A 17,707-nucleotide genomic window follows, 5' to 3' on the forward strand; every position below is an offset into this window, starting at 1 on the left:
TTCGAACCGCCTCCTTTACTGGAAGAGAAAGACACTCTTAATCTTGTCGAATAGCGTATTAATTAAAAATGCCACATGAAATAAAATAACGACAAAACCGACAAGGATAACCCAATTTGCAATATCCTCTCGCTTTAATTCTTTTAGTACAGTATGAATAAAAGCTAAAACAATGCCGATTCCGGCGATTTGAAATATTAATCCAACATCAATGGACATCGCCTTTCTCCCCCCTATAGCAGTAAAATTACGATAAGTAGCCCCGCTAGTACCCCTAAGCTCTTAATCATTTTTTCATATTGCAGTTGTAACGCTTTTGCTTCTTCTTCTTCTCTCTCTAAATGTGTAATGCATAAGCGTATATGTTTTTGTTGTGATTCACGATCATGTTGCCCGAGCGTTTCGCCAAATTGCTGCAAAATCTCGTACTCAGTTTGTTGAAATGCTGTTAACTTCCAATTTTCTTTCAAACTATCTATCCAAGCTTCTCTTACTGTTTGTTCTCCGCTTTCTAGCCTTCTAGCGAAACTTTGAAATATCCAATTTAACGGCTTCGGCATTTGTTTCACTAATCGCTCGGCGGCTTCAGACAAAGGTGTATGCCCATACATAATTTCTGCCTCTAATGATTGAAGTGCCGCTTTTAATAATCTAAGTTGCCGCGGCCTCTCACTATATTTTTTCGCGTATGAAAAGCCGAAAAAGGTGCTGACCGCAACGATTAACACTGCACCAAATATTTTTACCATACGCCCTCAGCCTTTCTATGAGGCAATACCGATTTTCCATATTTATCTTTCACTTGCATAACTGTTCCTGGCCCTCTTGCTTTTGATAGCTCCACAAACCTATCAAATATACCGAGCTCCAGCACCGCTTTTAGTGATGGACGTTTCACAACATCATCATAAGAAAATCCATGTGCACTTATAAAAAGCTGAACCCCTGCATGCACCGCCTCCATAATTGCTTCACTATCTTCTTTACGTCCAATTTCATCTACAATCAAAACATCTGGACTCATAGAACGAATCATCATCATCATTCCTTCAGCTTTTGGACATGCGTCTAACACATCTACTCGCGCTCCAAAGTCATATTGCGGAATACCTTTCACGCAGCCTGCAATTTCTGACCGTTCGTCTACAATTCCAACTTTACAAGAAGGAATGTTCGAAGCACTTACACCTTGACTCATGCAACGTGCTACATCTCTTAAAAGTGTTGTTTTCCCCGTTTGCGGCGGGCCAATAACCATCGTGTTTAACCATCGTGATTCATACAAATACGGCAAAAGTGGTTCAGCAATTCCTATTTTTTGACGAGCGATACGAATATTAAAGGAAGAGACATCTCGAATCATTTTCACTTCGCTTTTTTCTGTAATGACTTTTCCCGCTAAGCCGATTCTATGTCCTCCTCGAAGTGTCACATACCCACGTTTTAATTCCTCTTCCATCGTATAAATTGAGAATTGACTTAACTTATTCAATAAGTAAATGGCATCCTCTGCCGTAACGATATAGTCATAGAAAAACACTTCGCCATGAGCAATACACTCTAGCGGTCTTCCAATTCGAACACGAATTTCCTCTAGAGCATCGCACCACTTACAACTTTCCACTAGCTGCTTCATCGTTTTCGGTAAAACTTCTAATACTTCTTTCATCAGCTTCTCCCCACTATACTCGACTTACTATTTCAACAACGCGATAAAAATGCAGCCAATTCCAAGTGCTAGAAAAAAGAGTTTCAAAAAAGAAATCTCACTTGCCACACTCGCTATACCTATTGTCATTGTTAAAATTAATACGGTCGGTCCAACAAACGCCAACATACCATTTATAAACAATGCTTTCTTCGCATCATTCACATAAAGCATAAGCAAAGCGGCGAATATTTCCGCGCTGCCTGAAAACAACCGAAGTAACCCCATTACGAGCACGGATGTTTCCATTGCCGCTAGCCACTGTTTCATTCTCCCACCTTCTCCCATAACGGTTACTAGTGCTGTCTGCTACAAAAGAGTATATTTGTACAACCATATGCAAGGGTTGTCTATTTCAGAAGTAAAAACATAATTTTTATCTAACGCCTTTACACAATCAGAATATTCGTATTATTTAATGGTATATTATGGTATATTTAATTTAAAAGGGGTATAGACGATGCAGCACGAGAGACAGAACTAAAGTCATCTCGCTAGCTATATGTACAAAATGAGGGGGTAAAATATGAAGGTATTAAAAATTAGTTTAACAATTGTAGTAGAATTAGCTCTTATTTATCTTTTTTCATTATTGGTCAGTTGGTCATTTATGGAGGCCTTTTTCCTTGGTAGTTTAGCGATATTTGCAATTACGTGGCTAATTATTATGAGTAATCATAGAAACAACATTACAGATCATGCAATCAGTAAAACACTGGCTGGCGTTGAAACTGGCGAGATAAAACCATTTCAAATTGTTTTGACTCCCTATATTATGGGTACCCTTTCACTTGTCTTAGTTAGCTTTGTTATAACAGGGATTTATTATCTACCCTATTTCCTATAGAAAAAAGCACTCGTGATAATCACGAGTGCTTTTCTACTATGCACGAGAAACGTATTTACCTTCACCAGTGTTGATGATAAGCATTTCGCCTTCGTTAATGAAGATTGGTACTTGTACAACAAGACCAGTTTCTAATGTAGCTGGTTTTGTTACGTTAGAAGCTGTATCTCCTTTAATACCTGGCTCTGTTTCTGTAACTTGTAATTCAACTGTGTTTGGAAGTTCAACACCAAGTACTTCATCTTGGTATGTCATAATAGATACTTCCATGTTTTCTTTTAGGAATTTAAGTTCGCGCTCGATTTGTTTTTCACCAAGTTCGATTTGCTCATAAGTTCCGTTATCCATAAATACGTGAGACTCACCGCTTGCGTATAAGTATTGCATACGACGGTTTTCGATGTGTGCTTTTTCTACTTTTTCACCTGCACGGAATGTTTTCTCTTGAACAGATCCTGTGCGAAGGTTACGTAGTTTAGAACGAACGAATGCAGCACCTTTACCTGGCTTTACGTGTTGGAAATCCATTACTTGCCAAAGGCTATTATCCACTGAAATTGTTAAACCTGTACGAAAATCGTTTACTGAAATCATGTAAAAAAATCCTCCTGTGTATTACAAAATAATAAGTTCTTTTGGTGATTTCGTAATTACTTCATTACCTTCACTTGTTACAATGATATCATCTTCAATACGTACGCCGCCAATACCTGGAATATAAATACCTGGTTCTACTGTTACAGCCATACCTGGTTCAAGAACTGTATCAGAACGGAACGCTAAACCTGGTGCTTCATGGATTTCAAGACCGATTCCATGACCAGTAGAGTGTCCGAAGTATTCACCATATCCTTTTTCAGTTATGTAATCGCGCGTTAACGCATCCGCTTCACGGCCTGTTAAACCAGCTTTAATACCGTTCACACCACGTAGTTGTGCTTCTAAAACGATATTATAAATTTCTTTCAATTTATCAGATGGTTCACCAACTGCAATCGTACGAGTAATATCAGAGCAATATCCTTTGTAATAAGCGCCGAAGTCTAATGTAACGAAATCTCCTGTTTCTATCACTTTTTCAGATGCCACGCCGTGCGGTAATGCCGAACGAAGACCTGAGGCAACGATAATATCAAACGAAGAAGATGTTGCTCCTTGTTTTCTCATGAAAAATTCAAGTTCATTTGACACTTCAATTTCAGATACTCCCGGGCGAATGAATGATAGAATATGTTCAAAGGCAGCATCTGCAATCTGTGCAGCTTCCTTTAATATCTTAATCTCTGAATCAGTCTTTATCAAGCGTAACTTTTCTACAAGCCCAGAAGTTGGGATAAATTCAGCATCGATCGCTTCTTTATGCGCTGAATAAGAACTATATGTAAGAGTATCTTGCTCAAAGCCAAGCTTTTGAATTCCTAGTTCCTTCACCTGCTTTGCAACTTCATCAATAATTAATCCTGCATGCTGTACAATCTCATATCCAACAGCTTGTTTAGTAGCCTGCTCTACGTAACGGAAGTCTGTAATAAATTGAGCACGATTTTTCGAAATCAGTACAACACCAGCTGTTCCTGTGAAGTTAGCCATATATCTACGACTATGTTCATTTGTTAACAAAATACCGTCAATACCAGCCTCATCAAATGCACTTCTTACTCTTTCGATTTTCTCCATTACTTTATGCCTCCCTCAATTTCTCCATTAATGCAAATAACGCTAACTTATAGCCATAAAAACCAAATCCAACAATTTGTCCTGCACAAACAGCTGCCGTCACAGATTCATGACGGAACGACTCACGCTGGTGAATGTTTGAAATATGTACTTCAATAACAGGAATCGAAATGCTCGCAATTGCATCTCGAATCGCATAGCTATAATGCGTAAATGCTCCAGGATTTAAAATGATCCCTTCATATATATCTTCCGCCTCATGAATACGATCGATAATCGCACCTTCATGATTCGATTGGAAACATTCTAACTCCACTCCCATTGTTTCTGCTTCTTGCTTCATATCTGCTTCAAGTGTCGCTAGCGTGCCCTTTCCATATACATTTACCTCTCTGACACCGAGGCGATTTAGGTTAGGACCGTTTACGAGGAGTACCTTTTTCATATGCTTAAAACTCCTTAATATTAAATGTCTATACAACATTTTAACATAGGAGTTACTTATTTGAATAGTTTGTCTTCTCTTCCCCTTCACGCTCGGCCTTATTGGTATTTACGGCGTAGGAAACAGAGTATGCTATAAACACACCATATAATATAAAAATGCATATCGTCGTCACAATCGTTTCTTTCGGTAAATGGAGTGCACTTTTAATAGCAGGCGCTATTAATCCCATTCCGAAAAATAGTAACGCCCACCAAAATAAACCGTAAATCATCCCTGGAAGAATTCCCTCAAACTTTACCAAAAACGCTTTGTACAAAAAGGCAATTAAAATCGAAAGTAGTCCCATACAAACAATTCCTGACACATTGCCCCATACCCCTTCCTTCCAGCTTCCAAAGGCAAATGGTAAAAGTAAATAGTTCGGTCCCGCTTCCGTAAATGAAAATATATGAAGGAAATACCATATCCCTCCCCAAAAGACTCCACCAAATAAACCAATTTGCACAAAATTCCTTGTTCCTAATTGTTCTTGACTCACATCGACACCTCCGCTCAATAGTATGCCCGAAACTATTTTGAACCATGTTTAAATACTGCGAAATTTGTCTATAAAAAGAATAAGAAATGTCCGACTCTCGTAACATTTTCCCTTGTCATATACTTGTATTTGTCGATAAAATAAAGGAAACTCGGTGATTGTCTTATTTCAAAATGACAGAACCCAGTATGACAATTGCCTCTTTTTCTACATAAGAGAGAAACAAATACAGGTTGGTGTTAACATGGCAGAAGAGTCAAAACAAATATATGGCGGGCAAGCAGTCATAGAAGGAGTTATGTTTGGCGGTAGAGAATATACTGTTACAGCGGTTCGTCGTAAAGATAAATCGATTGAATTTTATCGATTACCACGCGTTCGTAATAAAGCATTATCTATCCTGAAAAAAATTCCATTTTTACGAGGTATTGCCGCTATTGTGGATGCAAGTGCGAACGGAGCAAAACATTTAAACTTTGCTTCAGAACGATTTGATGTCCACCCAGAAGACGACGAACAAATTGCAAATCACAAAGAAGAACAATCGAAATTAACGATGGTATTAGGAGTTGCAGCAGTTGGTGTTTTATCTTTCATATTTGGTAAAGTCATTTTCACAGCAGTTCCTGCACTACTAGCTGAATTAACGAGACCGATTTTCCCCTCACATACAGGGCAAATCATTGTCGAAAGTGTCATTAAGCTCATGCTATTATTGAGCTATATATACTTTATTTCTTTAACCCCACTTATTAAGCGGGTATTTCAGTACCATGGTGCGGAGCATAAAGTAATTAATGCCTACGAGAATAACCTTCCAATGACTGTAGAAAATGTACAAAAACAAACTCGCCTTCATTATCGCTGTGGCAGTAGCTTTATTATATTTACAGTCATTATTGGCATGTTTGTTTATTTCCTTGTCCCTACAGATCCACTTTGGGCCAGAGTCGTAAACCGAATTTTATTAATTCCAGTCGTTCTCGGCATTTCTTTCGAAGTGTTACAATTTACAAATCGATTACGCGATATTCCAGTATTACGCATACTTGGATATCCCGGATTATGGCTGCAACTGTTAACAACGAAAGAACCAACAGATGATCAAGTGGAAGTAGCCATTGCATCGTTTGAAGAATTATTACGTTTAGAAAACAAACAATAATTATTTAAAAATGGTGTTCAACTCCTTTCCTCATCGTTAATATACTATTTTTAATATATGTTTTTAGGAGGTGTCCCTTATGAACGGTCGTTCGTTTACTTTCGCTATATTTGTGCTTATTATCGGATTAGCAATATTCGGCCTTGTTTCATCTGTCATTACAGACCCAATGGGAGTGTTAAGAAATATTGGTATCATGTTGGCTGTCGTTGGTATCTTTTATTTACTCTACAAAATGTTTACAAACTCTAGTGGTTCTGCAAATTCGCAAAGCTCTTATAAGCGTGCTGCAAAACAATCGAACCGCAAACATGGGAAACAAAATGTAGCACCCCTAAGCAATTCATTATTTAAATCAAACGCTTCTAATGACAAAGGGAAAAAAGGCACTCCTTCCACTTTGAAGCGAAAAAGAAAACAATCTCATTTAACTGTCATTGAAGGTAAAAAAACAAAAAAGAAAGACCGTGCTTCCTTTTAGGAAATACGGTCTTTTTTTATATTTTGCAGTACTTCTTTCAAACTTTTATCTTTCATACTTTCAATTCGAAGGTGATGATTTTCAAAAGGTAAGTTCCGTGTCACATCATTAGGTACTACGACACACTTTAATCCTGCTGCAATCGCTGCCTTCAATCCGTTTAACGAGTCTTCAAATACAACTGCTTCAGACGGATCGATCCCTAAATCTTCTATCGCAATTCGATAAAGTGCTGGATCCGGTTTTACCTTTTCAACATCGTCTCTCGTTTTAATGACTTCAAAATAATCTCGAATTTGTAGCTCTTCCAAAAAAGGAATAATCCATTCTCTAGATGAACTGGAAGCTAATGCGATTTTCAATCCCATTTCTTTCGCTTCCTCTAAATATTCTTTTACCCCGTCACGAGCTTCTGGTATTTTCATTTTCTCTTTATGTAAAGTTTTCACTTTTTCTTTTAATGCATCCTTGTTAAACTTCTCTTTTAATTGCTCATTTAAATATGCATATAGTACATCATCTGTCGTTCCAATACATTTTGCAAATTCCTCTAAGGGTAACTCCCCGCCATACTCACGAACGGCGTCTCTGAAAGAGTGAAACCATATTGTCTCTGTGTCCACAATTAATCCATCAAAATCAAAAATAATTGCTTTCATAATTCTCCCATCCTTTTCGATTGAAATAAAAAAGGAAACGACATACGTTCCCCTTAATTACTTTTCTCTTCATTTGCTTTTTGAACACCACGAAGTGTTTCCACTCGAACCTCATCTTGTTCAAAGTATTGCACTAAATCACCGATGCGGTCAATTGCTTCCCAACTTAAATGATGTTCAATTCCTTCTACATCATTGTAAATCTTGCTTTCATCCAAACCGATAATACGCATAAATTGCTCTAGCAAGTCATGACGGTATACGAGACGTTCTCCGATTTTTTTACCTTTTGATGTTAATACAAGCCCTCTATATTTTTCATAAATTAGATATTCATCTTTGTCTAATTTTTGCACCATTTTTGTTACAGAGGATGGATGTACACTCAGCGCTTCAGCAATATCAGATACGCGGGCATAACCCTTTTCATCAATCAACAAATAAATTTGTTCAATATAATCTTCCATACTAGGGGTAGGCATCGGTTTCCTCCATCCAATTTCATTTTGCTCATTCCGTACGAAGCAATCAATAAAATGATACACCAGAAAGAATAACGTGACAAGTTGAAAACAAGCCTAAATATATAAAACAAAAAAGAATCTGTATTTGTATACAGACTCTTCTTAAGTAAAGTATTGTATTTCTGCATCAGGAAAAAACTCATGTATATAACCTCTTATTGTTTCTTCTAATACTTCCGCATCATCTTTTTTATATACGTATTTCCCGATTCCGTATCGTCCCCATTTATATTTACGCTTCTCTTCATCCATTTCAAGTTTCGAATTCGGATAACGCTCTTGAATGACCTTTTTTGCCGGTTTTGTAAAGCGATGTTGAATTAATTCAAACGTTAAATTCGGTATCGACAAATCTTTTAGCGCATTGTACAGTCGCTCAAATAGTTCACGGTATCCTTCTTCCCATCCTTCATGCATATAAAGTGGCGCAACTATAAAGCCAAGTGGATAACCCGCTCCTGCTACTTTACGAGCGGCTTCAATTCGTTCTTCAAACGGTGATGTCCCTGGTTCAAAATTTTTAATCACATACCGTGAATTAATACTAAACCTGAAACGAGTTTTCCCGTTATGTTTTGCATCTAACAAATGATCCACGTGCGAATATTTCGTAACGAAACGTAAACGCCCGTATTCACTTTCTCCAATAAATTCTATCGCCCGCTTTAATGCATGTGTTAAATGATCAATCCCAACGATATCTGATGTACAAGCCGCTTCAAATCTTGTTATTTCAGGTGCTCTTTCATCCATATATTGCTTTGCCTTCTCAAATATTTCATCAAGATTAACATACACGCGAACGTAAGGCTTACTCCCAAGTGTCGTTTGCAAATAACAATAATGACAATGCCCCATACACCCCGTTGCGAGCGGGATTGCATATTCAGCTGACGGTTTTGACGTATCAAACTTTAATGTCTTCCTAACCCCAACGACAAGCGTTGCCTTTGCATTACGATACTTTTGCAAATCATTTTCACCTGGCAAATTTCTAATTTGATTATGAGATGTCGTTTCATGAATTTCTAATCCCATCTTCGTAAACTTCTCATACAGCTCTTTTCCAAGCGGATATTCAAGTGCCTTCGGTTCAAAGTAAACGAGTTTTGGCATAAATGGTTTCATACGTTTCCCTCCTCTCGTTAGTATGGGGAATGTTGAAAAATTAAAACTCATAAAAGTTTTCCACGTCAGTAACTTGCGTTGCAAGTTACTGGATGTTATAATTTGGATATCAGCTACCTTGCAACGCAAGTTACCTGAATAAAAGGTGGTGAAATCATGCACAGCCAAATGTTAAAAGGTGTGCTCGAAGGTTGCATCCTATACATCATTTCACAAGAAGAAGTGTACGGATATGAACTGAGTACAAAATTAAATAAACACGGATTTACATTCGTAAGCGAAGGAAGCATATATCCGTTATTGTTACGTATGCAAAAAGAAAAGTTGATTGAAGGAACATTAAAAGCCTCCTCACTCGGTCCAAAACGTAAATATTATCACGTAACCGATAAAGGATTAGAACAGCTTGAAGAATTTAAACAAAGCTGGGGAATGGTTTCAACAACCGTAAACAACTTATTACAAGGGGAGTGATAGGAATGAAAGCTAAAGACATGGTTGAATTAAACAATAAAAAACGAGAACTCTTAACACCTGAAAACGAAGCTGCTTATGGTGATATGTTAGTATATCTTCGAATATCAAATGTACCTCAGCAACAAATGGAGGAACTGTTACTAGAAATATTAGATCATCTCATCGAAGCACAAGCAGAAAATAAAAGTGCTTACGACATTTTCGGTAACGATTTACAATCTTATTGCAATGAACTTATATCAGCTTTACCAACCCAAACAAAGTTAGAAAAAACTTCTTTAATCGGTTTTGCTATTAGTTTACTTCTTGCTATACAGTTTGGAATCGATGCAATCGTTTCATTTTTTATTTTAACTTTTGGAAAGAATACGGAACACTTCACTCCAGCTTTTAGTGTCCCTGGAACCATTTTGTCTGTTTCACTCATTATTCTAGGAATACTGCTTATTTTGTATTTTTTAAAACGTTACTCCTTTGATCAAAAAACGACTTGGAAAAGAAGAATTCTATTTGGATTTACGTTCGCTACTCCATTTTGCGCCTCTGTATTTTTACATGTTTATTTTAAAAAGCAACCTTATCTCATTTATCATTTAACATTTTGGCAAAATGCCTTAATTGCTATCTTATTTTTTGTTTTATATAAATTACTATATAAAAAATCAAATTTTTAACAGCCTTTCAAAAGGCTGTTTTTCTTCTGTCTAATTTTACAAATTGAAAAATTTCATAAAGAAAATAAGAAAAATGCAAAATAATTAAAGTTAATTGTTGACGTGATGCTTTTATTATCGGTATCATAAATCTTCGTGAGCAATTATTTTTCGTTATACGATTTTTTTATTATTACTGAATTTTTGAGAGGAGAAATTAGATGTCAGTTAAGAAGAAAACGCAAGTACGCACCGGCAAAATGGTACGTGAACTAATGTTAGCAGACGAAGATGTAAATGCTTCGCTAATTATGGTATATAGTGAAAACGGTGTAAACGCAGAAATTAAAATCGAGGGCTTAACGCCGAAATGTAACGAAGAATTATTTTTGAGCGGAAACGTGGATTGGAACAAGAGTGTTATTTATAAAATTGTTGATTTCACTGGGAACGCTGAAGTTGGTAAAGTTACATTAACAGCGATGAACAAAAACAATGTTTCTCTAGAAGTTGAACGCGTTATGTGGAGCAAAGAAAATAAAGAAGCTGCTGAGCAAGAAGAAACAGTTGTAGAACCTACTCCGAAAAAAGAAGTAGTTGTAGAAGCTCCAAAAGCAGTTACACCTGCTCAAAAACCTGTTACGCGAGTAGAAACACCTGTAGCACCTAAACCTACTCCGGTACCAACGCCGAAGCCAGTAAGTGTAGAAGCAGCTGTGGAATTATCTACTCCAGCACCTGTGAAAAAAGCAGTACCAACTCCAGTTACAAAGCAAGAGACAGCACCGGTTGCGCCTGCAAAACCGAAGCAACCTGCTTTGACTGAAACAAATACAAAACTACAAGAAAATTATGTGAAACTCGTGAAAAAGACAATTGAAGTTTGTCAAGATTACGAGCTTGGCATCGACATAGATGATTCTATTGAAAGCTTAAAACAAGAACTACAAAGCCAAGGTATTAGCGTTACATTCGACAAAGAAATTATGGACGTTGTAAATCGCCTTCGTTCTTTACAAGATAAAGGAATCAAAGTAGAAAAAGTACTTAATTTACTATAAAAAAATAAGAGGTGGCAATTGCCACCTCTTATTTTTTATAATTCCATTCCTTACTTTCATACTTCTCTTTTGCTAATGTTTGCACTTCATGTAACTGTTCTTCTGTTAATTCATACGGAACAAGCTCTACATCCAATCCTTTTTCAAACCCAACCTCAAACGCTTTAATTAACTGTTCGATTGTAAACGTACGGTCTGTTAATTCATTAATTGCTACCGCTTTAGAAGAGAACATACTCTTCATACGCTCTTTTACACGTTCATTCGGGAATAAAAACAAATCATATAATTCATCTAAATCTATTTCTAACGGAATCGATCCGTGCTGTAAAATCACACCTTTTTGACGTGTTTGAGCACTACCTGCGATTTTTCTTCCTTCTACTACAATTTCATACCAAGACGGTGCATCAAAGCATACGCCTGAACGTGGATTTTTTAAATTTTCACGGTCTGCTTCCGTTTTTGGAACTGCATAATACGCTTCTAATCCTAATGCCTTAAAACCGTCTAATAAACCTTGCGAAATAATACGATACGCTTCTGTAACTGTTTTTGGCATATTTGGATGATCTTCAGACACAATAACACTGTAAGTTAATTCTTTATCATGTAGTACACCCCTGCCGCCTGTTTGACGACGAACGAATCCATATTGCTTTTCGTTAACTACATCCATATTAATATCTTTTTCAACACGCTGGAAATACCCAACTGTTAATGTTGGTACTTCCCATTCATAAAAACGAATGGTTGGTGGCATTTTCTTTTCACTTTGCCAATTTAATAAACATTCATCTAACGCCATATTAAATGCCGGTGAACATTGACCAGAGTTAATATAACACCATTTTTCTTTTCCCATCCTGCACCTCATATAACCAATTATTTTTCACATTCTCTAGTCTACCAAATTCGACAAAATTTGTGAAAGAATACGAAATTTCTTCTTATTATGCAAATGAATCTGTTGCATAAATACATACGGGCATTATAATATTGAAAGTAGGATAAGAAAAAAGGGAGCGATAGAACCGTGTCAACAACTTGGATTATTTTATTAGCCGTAATCGTAGCGTTCATCGGCTACACTGTATGGATGTATTTCTATCAGAAAAAATTAATTAAAACACTTTCAGAAGAAGAGTTTCGCGCTGGCTACCGTAAAGCACAGCTTATCGATATTCGCGAAGCAGACGAATATACTGCAGGGCATATTTTAGGCGCACGTAACATTCCGTTATCACAAATTCGCCTTCGTCATAAAGAACTTCGTAAAGATCAACCAGTTTACTTATACTGCCAAAGCGGATTCCGTACTGGTCGTGCGGCTCAATACTTAAAGAAACAAGGCTACAAAGATTTCTACCAATTACAAGGTGGATTCAAAACGTGGACTGGGAAAATTAAAAAGAAATAATAACATACAAAAACTAGCTGAATGATTCAGCTAGTTTTTTCATTCCATATTATTCGCAATGTATAATAAATTTTGCTTAATCACATCTTTATCATTCTCTTGTGCATTACGATACAAAATCTGATATTCAAGTCCTTTCTCTTTCCAGATAAGCGTGGCAAATTCGTCTCCTCGCTCAGAATCATCCTTATTTTTAAAATAAGCGAGTGCTCCATTATTCAATTTCATTTGTTCTTGAAATCGCTTCTCTTCCACGAGATCCGGAAAACTATAAGGAAAGTTCGCAACATTTAACTCAATGTACTCATTTCTCCCCGGCTCCCGCTGTTTATATTTAATCATCAAAACCGTGTTCTTTTTTCCAATCGTTCTGACTTCCCCCTTCACATCACTCGTAATGTCATACGGTAAAAACGCCGGAACTTTAAATTTCACTGGAAAATATTTTGGAAGCTCCTTCAGCGGAATTGGATCCGTAACACGATCCATAGCTCCCCCTGTTGTTCCCACAAAGTTTTTTTCTTCTTGCATCGTTTGCTGAAACGAACATGAACTTAGCACTAGACTAGAAAACACGAAACAAATGATTCTTTTTTTCAATTTGTTTCCGCCCTTTCTTCATACCGCTCTCTTTATGAATAAAGCGTTAATGCCCGACTCATTAAAGTTTCACTTTGTATGCTATTCATATTCGCTTCATTAACAAACTCCCCCTTTGAAAACTTTCCACGTTATTCTCACACATTTTGACAAAAACTCTTTTATAGACGCAAAAAAGACCCCCATCATTCTCACGCCCAAATAAAAAGGTTACGCGAATAACAGAAGTCATGTTTATAACATAGTTTGTGAAAAGCTTTTCAGGTCAAGATTTTTTCATTCTTATTATTTTCCCTTTATAATAGGGGAAAGAGGTGATACATATGGCCAATATAAAACAAATTGCAAAAACCGCTGGTGTATCCATATCAACTGTTTCCCGCGTCCTTAATAATCACCCTTACGTAAAAGAAGAAAAACGTAAGCGTGTTCTAGATGCTGTTGAAGAATTGAACTATGCCAAAAATATAAATGCTATTCATTTAATAAAGGGAAAAACCTATACAATCGGGGTTATGCTCCCTTTCATTAACCTCCCATACTTCAGTACCATTATTGAAGGCATCGGAAACGAAGCGTTAGCAGCTGGATATCATATTAATTTATGTCAAACGAATTACGATAGCCCCGAAGAGATTCGTGTTCTTGAAATGATGAAAATGAAACAATTCGACGGAATGATTATTTGCTCTCGAACGAGTTCTTGGGAACAAATTGAACCTTTCGCAAAATTTGCCCCTATTATTTCATGTGAAAAGATGAACCACCCCCTCATTTCATCCGTCTACGTAGATCACTATGAAGGCTTCCGTCTCGGCACTTCCTATTTACTAAGTAAAGGCCATGAAAAAATCGGAATCTGTTTAGCAAGAAAAACAAGCGCCAATTCTATGGAGCGCGAAAAAGCATTTGCTGATACGCTTCATAACGAAGGTAAAACGGTACATCCAGATTGGATCTTTCATCAGTGCTATACGATGCAGGATGGTGCAAAAATACTTCATCGCATTTTAAACATGAAAAATCGTCCAACCGCTATTTTCACAGCGAATGATCAAGTTGCAGCTGGTTTATTAACAGAGGCGCGAAAACATGGCATTCGAGTCCCTGAAGAACTTGCTATCCTTGGATTTGATAATCATGAAATTTCAAAGGCATTAGAAATTTCAACAATTGAGCATCCTGGCCTTACAATGGGCTCACATGCTTTTTCTTTATTCCATAAACAGATCCAAAGCGAGCAAATTGCCGGGAACGCAGAAGAGCTTTCATTCCACTTAATTGAGCGAGATACTGTCTAAAAAAGAGCGTTACCTATAGCGCTCTTTTTCAGCTCTTCCCCTATTGACATTATATTTCCCATCTCATATAATAAACCTAACGAACGGTAGGTAGGGGATGAAAATGACAGCAAACCGCATTAAAGCTGTAGCACTTTCTCATTTCGCACGCTACGGCTACGAAGGAACTTCATTAGCAAATATTGCTCAAGAAGTCGGGATTAAAAAACCATCGATTTACGCACACTTTAAAGGAAAAGAAGAGCTTTATTTTATATGCTTAGAATCCGCTCTTCAAAAAGATTTACAAAGCTTCACAGACGATATCGAAAATTTTTCAAATTCGTCTACTGAAGAATCGCTCTTACAGTTACTAAAGGGCTATGCAAAACGATTTGGTGAAAGCGAAGAATCAATGTTTTGGTTACGAACTTCTTATTTTCCGCCCGATGCATTTCGCGAACAAATTATCGAAAAAGCGAATACACACATTGAGAACGTCGGAAAACTTTTATTCCCTATATTTAAACGGGCAAACGAGCAAAGTGAACTGCATAACATTGAAGTAGAAGACGCTCTAGAAGCTTTTCTATGCTTACTAGACGGACTTATGGTTGAGCTACTATTTGCAGGTTTAAATCGCTTTGAGACTCGTTTAAACGCCTCTTGGCAAGTATTTTGGCGAGGCCTTTCAAACTGACGGATTGCTCCTTTGCAATGCGTCGTTTTTAAGCCCTTTACCTAACGACTGGTAGGAAGGAGAAATGACATATGGCTTGGATTTATGTAATCATAGCTGGTATTATTGAAATCTTTTGGGTCATTGGACTAAAACACGCGGAGGCACCACTTGAATGGGCTGGCGTTGCATTATTAATTACAATTAGTTTCGTCTTATTATTTAGAGCTTACAAAGATTTACCTGTCGGCACTGTATATGCTGTCTTTACAGGAATTGGAGCTGGAGGGATCGTTCTGACAGAGATTTTCATCTTCGGAGAACCTTTCTCTATTGTAAAAGTTTTATTAATCGGCTTAATCTTCTTCGGCGTAATTGGTCTAAAACGAGTAACAGAAGAAAAAGAAGCGAAGGAGGCCGCATAAAATGGCTTGGGTATTTTTAATTCTAGCTGGTATTTGTGAAATTATTGGTGTACTCTTTATGAAAGTAGCCACTGAAAAGAAAGGCTGGGCACCAAAAGTTATTTTAATCGCTAACTTCGGCGTAAGCTTCTTCTTCTTATCTCTTGCGATGGACACATTACCGATGGGAACTGCTTACGCGATTTGGACTGGAATCGGAACTGCCGGAAGTGCACTTCTAGGTATTCTTATTTTCCGTGAATCAGCGGATTGGCGTCGACTTGCCTTCTTAAGCTGCATTCTATGCGGCGCTGTTGGCTTAAAACTATTAAGCTAACGTGAGGTGAATGTCATGTGGAAAGAAAAAGGAAAACAAATGTTAGCATGGATTACACTCGGGATTGTCATTCTACTGCAAATCAGTTTTCATATAATAGAATGGTTGTTTCATAGAGTCGTATCCATTCTTACATTTCTTCCTAACATGGCACTTGAAATTGCATCTATTGCTTGGTCTATTATTGCCTCCATTACAATCGTCATTATATGGAGTATCGCCAAACTATGGAATACATTATGTAAAAAGGACAGTACTTCAGAAAAAGAGTAACTGTCCTTTTTTATATTCATTCGGAATTTCTGTAGAAGTTTGATGTGATAAGACAAAGAAGACCAACTATGACAATACTGATACCAATCCCTTTATGCAAATTAGGAAATGGTGATGGTATATCTGAATAGAAATTTGCTAATACGAGACCGATCGAAAATAAAAATATCCCTATTCTATATAACCATTTTCTTTTGTTCATCATTCTCCCCTCCTAAAATTCTTCATACACTCCTTTCTTTTGGACATACTACCTAAAAAAGGAGTGAATAATATGCAAAATTCTATACATAAACAGATCCTATTTTTATTTTTCTTCTTTCTCATTCTCGTTATCATTTTCAGCTTTATATTACATACTCCAAAAGATGTTGTACCGAATAGCCTCTCTGTTTATAAACTTTTACTTTCATATTGTCGTTATTGAATAAGGTGCCTTTTATAGGGCACCTTTTAAAATTCTCTCTGCTCATATAGCTTTATCAAAGCGAAGGTAGCTAAAACTAGCATACACATATTGAATAAAGCAATATTAAGGTTGTGATGCAAATAATAAACAAAAATTATAAAAAATAAAAGTTTATAGTAAATTCTTTTTCCCACTAATCCAAGCAGTTAATCGATACATATACAAACTGAATCCGTAAATTTATTTGTTTTTTCCCCCTCCATATCACTCCTATATCAGGCAATATAGCCATAGTCGTTCGATAAAATTTTAATAATACACACACTTTTTAACAAAATAATGAACTTATTCCACAATATAAATCGAATACTAATGGCATCTGTTGTTTGTCCTTTCGCAGTAATCACACGAGGCGTAGAAATATAAAAAGAGTGCAACACTTTCTTAAAAATCCGCTCCACATCCACATTTTTTCCATTTTTACCTAAATAAAAAATCGTATTCTCTTCAAAATTAATAGCAAGATATAAATACATCCATTATCCTTATATCCACCATGTCATCTACTCTCCATGAATCGTTCCTTTAAGATAAAACCCAATTCTTTTCTCAACCCCGGTCTATATTAATGAACCCAACACATAATTGTAGTATGAGTCAATGCTATTTCTCATTCCTCCATCATTTCCACCAAATTAAAAAAACTGAGACTGCCTTATTAGAGTTATAGTATCTATATATCTACTTTTAGGAAACCTCTTATAAGAGAACCATCCTTTCTAAAATAATTTATTCTATTTATTATCAAACACTCCAACTCTTTGTTAACAAAGATTATAAACTTGAGTACCGTAGGAATTAAATAGTAAAAAACCATGAAATTGCATTTCCGCAACTTCATGGTCTTCATAAACAGATAAGAAAGTAATATTATTTATT

Annotated in this window: 27 protein-coding genes; 12 read left to right on the forward strand and 15 right to left on the reverse strand. The window is 36.6% G+C overall.

The genetic code is table 11. The features are described 5' to 3' along the window. Positions 1-15: 15 nt before the first annotated feature. The 4 genes from spoIIIAC to MR113_RS18530 are packed head-to-tail and all read right to left on the reverse strand — an operon-like array spanning position 16 to position 1,978. Entirely contained in the window at positions 16-219 is a 204-nt protein-coding gene (gene spoIIIAC / locus MR113_RS18515; protein WP_000020914.1) for a stage III sporulation protein AC, read from the reverse strand. A 14-nt stretch (positions 220-233) separates the two neighbouring features. Next, entirely contained in the window at positions 234-749 is a 516-nt protein-coding gene (gene spoIIIAB, locus MR113_RS18520; RefSeq protein WP_000238690.1) for a stage III sporulation protein SpoIIIAB, read from the reverse strand. Beyond that, positions 743-1,669 carry a stage III sporulation protein AA gene (gene spoIIIAA / locus MR113_RS18525; RefSeq protein ID WP_242256063.1) on the reverse strand — a complete coding sequence of 309 codons (927 nt, stop codon included), beginning with the start codon at positions 1,667-1,669 and terminating at the stop codon, positions 743-745. Before spoIIIAA ends, spoIIIAB begins: the two co-directional genes overlap by 7 nt. Positions 1,670-1,696: 27 nt before the next feature. Further along, the gene (locus MR113_RS18530) at positions 1,697-1,978 is read right to left on the reverse strand and encodes a YqhV family protein (RefSeq protein WP_000816054.1); all 282 of its coding nucleotides are present in this window, start codon (positions 1,976-1,978) and stop codon (positions 1,697-1,699) included. 256 nt (positions 1,979-2,234) lie between these two features. On the opposite strand from MR113_RS18530, the gene MR113_RS18535 reads away from it, so the two are divergent. Further along, complete coding sequence (locus MR113_RS18535; protein ID WP_242256065.1) at positions 2,235-2,555, forward strand: hypothetical protein; 321 nt, start codon at positions 2,235-2,237, stop codon at positions 2,553-2,555. Positions 2,556-2,591: 36 nt separating this feature from the next. On the opposite strand, the gene efp is transcribed toward MR113_RS18535, so the two are convergent. The 4 genes from efp to MR113_RS18555 are packed head-to-tail and all read right to left on the reverse strand — an operon-like array spanning position 2,592 to position 5,218. Continuing rightward, complete coding sequence (gene efp / locus MR113_RS18540; RefSeq protein WP_242256067.1) at positions 2,592-3,149, reverse strand: elongation factor P; 558 nt, start codon at positions 3,147-3,149, stop codon at positions 2,592-2,594. A 21-nt stretch (positions 3,150-3,170) separates the two neighbouring features. Further along, positions 3,171-4,232, reverse strand: a complete 1,062-nt coding sequence (pepQ, locus tag MR113_RS18545; protein ID WP_073516475.1) for a Xaa-Pro dipeptidase — start codon at positions 4,230-4,232, stop codon at positions 3,171-3,173. A gap of 4 nt (positions 4,233-4,236) precedes the next feature. Next, the gene (gene aroQ / locus MR113_RS18550) at positions 4,237-4,677 is read right to left on the reverse strand and encodes a type II 3-dehydroquinate dehydratase (protein WP_000757087.1); all 441 of its coding nucleotides are present in this window, start codon (positions 4,675-4,677) and stop codon (positions 4,237-4,239) included. Positions 4,678-4,729: 52 nt separating this feature from the next. Next, positions 4,730-5,218 (reverse strand): YqhR family membrane protein, encoded by a 489-nt coding sequence (locus tag MR113_RS18555; RefSeq protein ID WP_242256069.1) that lies wholly within the window; start codon positions 5,216-5,218, stop codon positions 4,730-4,732. Between the two features lie 244 nt (positions 5,219-5,462). On the opposite strand from MR113_RS18555, the gene MR113_RS18560 reads away from it, so the two are divergent. Both MR113_RS18560 and MR113_RS18565 read left to right on the forward strand, forming a co-directional pair. Further along, the gene (locus MR113_RS18560) at positions 5,463-6,383 is read left to right on the forward strand and encodes a DUF1385 domain-containing protein (RefSeq protein WP_242256071.1); all 921 of its coding nucleotides are present in this window, start codon (positions 5,463-5,465) and stop codon (positions 6,381-6,383) included. Positions 6,384-6,462: 79 nt separating this feature from the next. Then, positions 6,463-6,864, forward strand: a complete 402-nt coding sequence (locus MR113_RS18565; RefSeq protein WP_046956360.1) for an SA1362 family protein — start codon at positions 6,463-6,465, stop codon at positions 6,862-6,864. On the opposite strand, the gene MR113_RS18570 is transcribed toward MR113_RS18565, so the two are convergent. The 3 genes from MR113_RS18570 to splB form a co-directional block, all read right to left on the reverse strand. After that, entirely contained in the window at positions 6,861-7,523 is a 663-nt protein-coding gene (locus MR113_RS18570; RefSeq protein ID WP_242240362.1) for an HAD family hydrolase, read from the reverse strand. The genes MR113_RS18565 and MR113_RS18570 overlap by 4 nt on opposite strands. A 53-nt stretch (positions 7,524-7,576) precedes the next feature. Beyond that, positions 7,577-8,005 carry a transcriptional regulator MntR gene (mntR, locus tag MR113_RS18575; protein WP_001143071.1) on the reverse strand — a complete coding sequence of 143 codons (429 nt, stop codon included), beginning with the start codon at positions 8,003-8,005 and terminating at the stop codon, positions 7,577-7,579. Positions 8,006-8,149: 144 nt separating this feature from the next. Next, complete coding sequence (gene splB, locus MR113_RS18580; protein ID WP_242256072.1) at positions 8,150-9,175, reverse strand: spore photoproduct lyase; 1,026 nt, start codon at positions 9,173-9,175, stop codon at positions 8,150-8,152. 156 nt (positions 9,176-9,331) lie between these two features. Here splB and MR113_RS18585 point away from each other — a divergent pair, with 156 nt between their 5' ends. The 3 genes from MR113_RS18585 (at position 9,332) to MR113_RS18595 (ending at position 11,366) form a co-directional block, all read left to right on the forward strand. Next, positions 9,332-9,649, forward strand: a complete 318-nt coding sequence (locus MR113_RS18585; RefSeq protein ID WP_000556083.1) for a PadR family transcriptional regulator — start codon at positions 9,332-9,334, stop codon at positions 9,647-9,649. A gap of 5 nt (positions 9,650-9,654) precedes the next feature. Further along, positions 9,655-10,326, forward strand: a complete 672-nt coding sequence (locus MR113_RS18590; RefSeq protein WP_242256074.1) for a DUF1048 domain-containing protein — start codon at positions 9,655-9,657, stop codon at positions 10,324-10,326. Between the two features lie 200 nt (positions 10,327-10,526). Further along, positions 10,527-11,366 (forward strand): hypothetical protein, encoded by an 840-nt coding sequence (locus tag MR113_RS18595; RefSeq protein ID WP_242256076.1) that lies wholly within the window; start codon positions 10,527-10,529, stop codon positions 11,364-11,366. A 28-nt stretch (positions 11,367-11,394) separates the two neighbouring features. Here MR113_RS18595 and MR113_RS18600 read toward each other — a convergent pair whose 3' ends face one another. Further along, positions 11,395-12,231 (reverse strand): lipoate--protein ligase family protein, encoded by an 837-nt coding sequence (locus tag MR113_RS18600; protein WP_063260831.1) that lies wholly within the window; start codon positions 12,229-12,231, stop codon positions 11,395-11,397. A 171-nt stretch (positions 12,232-12,402) separates the two neighbouring features. On the opposite strand from MR113_RS18600, the gene MR113_RS18605 reads away from it, so the two are divergent. Then, on the forward strand, positions 12,403-12,786 hold the full coding sequence (locus tag MR113_RS18605; protein ID WP_048531103.1) for a rhodanese-like domain-containing protein: 384 nt from the start codon (positions 12,403-12,405) through the stop codon (positions 12,784-12,786). A gap of 39 nt (positions 12,787-12,825) precedes the next feature. Here the strand turns inward: MR113_RS18605 and MR113_RS18610 are convergent, their stop codons facing one another. Then, the gene (locus MR113_RS18610) at positions 12,826-13,362 is read right to left on the reverse strand and encodes a DNA polymerase III subunit delta (RefSeq protein WP_073516941.1); all 537 of its coding nucleotides are present in this window, start codon (positions 13,360-13,362) and stop codon (positions 12,826-12,828) included. 347 nt (positions 13,363-13,709) lie between these two features. On the opposite strand from MR113_RS18610, the gene MR113_RS18615 reads away from it, so the two are divergent. The 5 genes from MR113_RS18615 (at position 13,710) to MR113_RS18635 (ending at position 16,359) form a co-directional block, all read left to right on the forward strand. Beyond that, positions 13,710-14,687 (forward strand): LacI family DNA-binding transcriptional regulator, encoded by a 978-nt coding sequence (locus tag MR113_RS18615; RefSeq protein ID WP_242256078.1) that lies wholly within the window; start codon positions 13,710-13,712, stop codon positions 14,685-14,687. A gap of 97 nt (positions 14,688-14,784) precedes the next feature. After that, positions 14,785-15,366, forward strand: a complete 582-nt coding sequence (locus MR113_RS18620) for a TetR/AcrR family transcriptional regulator (protein ID WP_002073006.1) — start codon at positions 14,785-14,787, stop codon at positions 15,364-15,366. 71 nt (positions 15,367-15,437) lie between these two features. Further along, on the forward strand, positions 15,438-15,770 hold the full coding sequence (locus tag MR113_RS18625; protein ID WP_131934236.1) for a DMT family transporter: 333 nt from the start codon (positions 15,438-15,440) through the stop codon (positions 15,768-15,770). A 1-nt stretch (position 15,771) separates the two neighbouring features. Continuing rightward, positions 15,772-16,086, forward strand: a complete 315-nt coding sequence (locus MR113_RS18630) for a DMT family transporter (protein WP_000312621.1) — start codon at positions 15,772-15,774, stop codon at positions 16,084-16,086. Positions 16,087-16,101: 15 nt separating this feature from the next. After that, positions 16,102-16,359 carry a DUF3975 family protein gene (locus MR113_RS18635; RefSeq protein WP_098872715.1) on the forward strand — a complete coding sequence of 86 codons (258 nt, stop codon included), beginning with the start codon at positions 16,102-16,104 and terminating at the stop codon, positions 16,357-16,359. Positions 16,360-16,375: 16 nt separating this feature from the next. Here the strand turns inward: MR113_RS18635 and MR113_RS18640 are convergent, their stop codons facing one another. Together MR113_RS18640 and MR113_RS18645 are read right to left on the reverse strand one after the other, a co-directional pair. Beyond that, positions 16,376-16,564: a hypothetical protein gene (locus MR113_RS18640; protein ID WP_081110183.1), complete on the reverse strand. Its 189-nt coding sequence runs from the start codon at positions 16,562-16,564 to the stop codon at positions 16,376-16,378. Positions 16,565-17,043: 479 nt separating this feature from the next. Continuing rightward, on the reverse strand, positions 17,044-17,304 hold the full coding sequence (locus tag MR113_RS18645) for a hypothetical protein (protein WP_242256079.1): 261 nt from the start codon (positions 17,302-17,304) through the stop codon (positions 17,044-17,046). Positions 17,305-17,707: the final 403 nt, after the last annotated feature.

It is taken from the genome of Bacillus cereus group sp. BfR-BA-01379 (assembly GCF_022663605.1).
Taxonomy (GTDB): domain Bacteria; phylum Bacillota; class Bacilli; order Bacillales; family Bacillaceae_G; genus Bacillus_A; species Bacillus_A mobilis.